This window comes from Pseudomonas sp. 18058, assembly GCF_902706155.1.
Lineage (GTDB): Bacteria > Pseudomonadota > Gammaproteobacteria > Pseudomonadales > Pseudomonadaceae > Aquipseudomonas > Aquipseudomonas rustica.
The window spans coordinates 1-407 of sequence record NZ_CACSJY010000156.1; the positions used below are offsets into that span (position 1 = coordinate 1).

1 protein-coding gene is annotated in these 407 nt (G+C 76.7%); it reads right to left on the bottom strand.

All coding sequences use genetic code 11. The annotated features are described in order from the left end of the window. Positions 1-407 (bottom strand): SMP-30/gluconolactonase/LRE family protein (locus GVL50_RS28610; protein WP_178124233.1); only part of this gene is annotated, 407 nt, incomplete at both ends.

The following is a 407-nucleotide window of genomic DNA, read 5'->3' on the forward strand; positions in this document are numbered from 1 at the left end:
GTCCCAGGCGCTCACCGTGTGGTCCGGCGTGTCGGCCCAGTAGAGCCGGCGGCCGTCCGGCGACCAGGCCAGGCCGTTGGCGGTCATCACGCCGTCCAGCATGCGGCGTACCACGGGCGCGGTCGCGCTGCCGCGGCCGTCGATGCAGTAGAGCGATCCCACCGGCTCGCGCGGGCGGCCCGCGGGCGGCTCGTGCAGCGTGCCGACCCAGAAGCGGCCGAGCGCGTCGCATTTGCCGTCGTTGGCGCGCTGGGTGGCGGGGTCGTAGGGCAGCGTGGCGACGGACACCAGGGTGCCGCCCCACTCGCGCGCCCGGTAGATGCCGTCGCGCAGGGCGATCACCAGCCCGCTGGCCACGCCCGCGGTCCGGGCCGGCGCGATGCAGCCGGGCTCGCTCGGCATGTCCC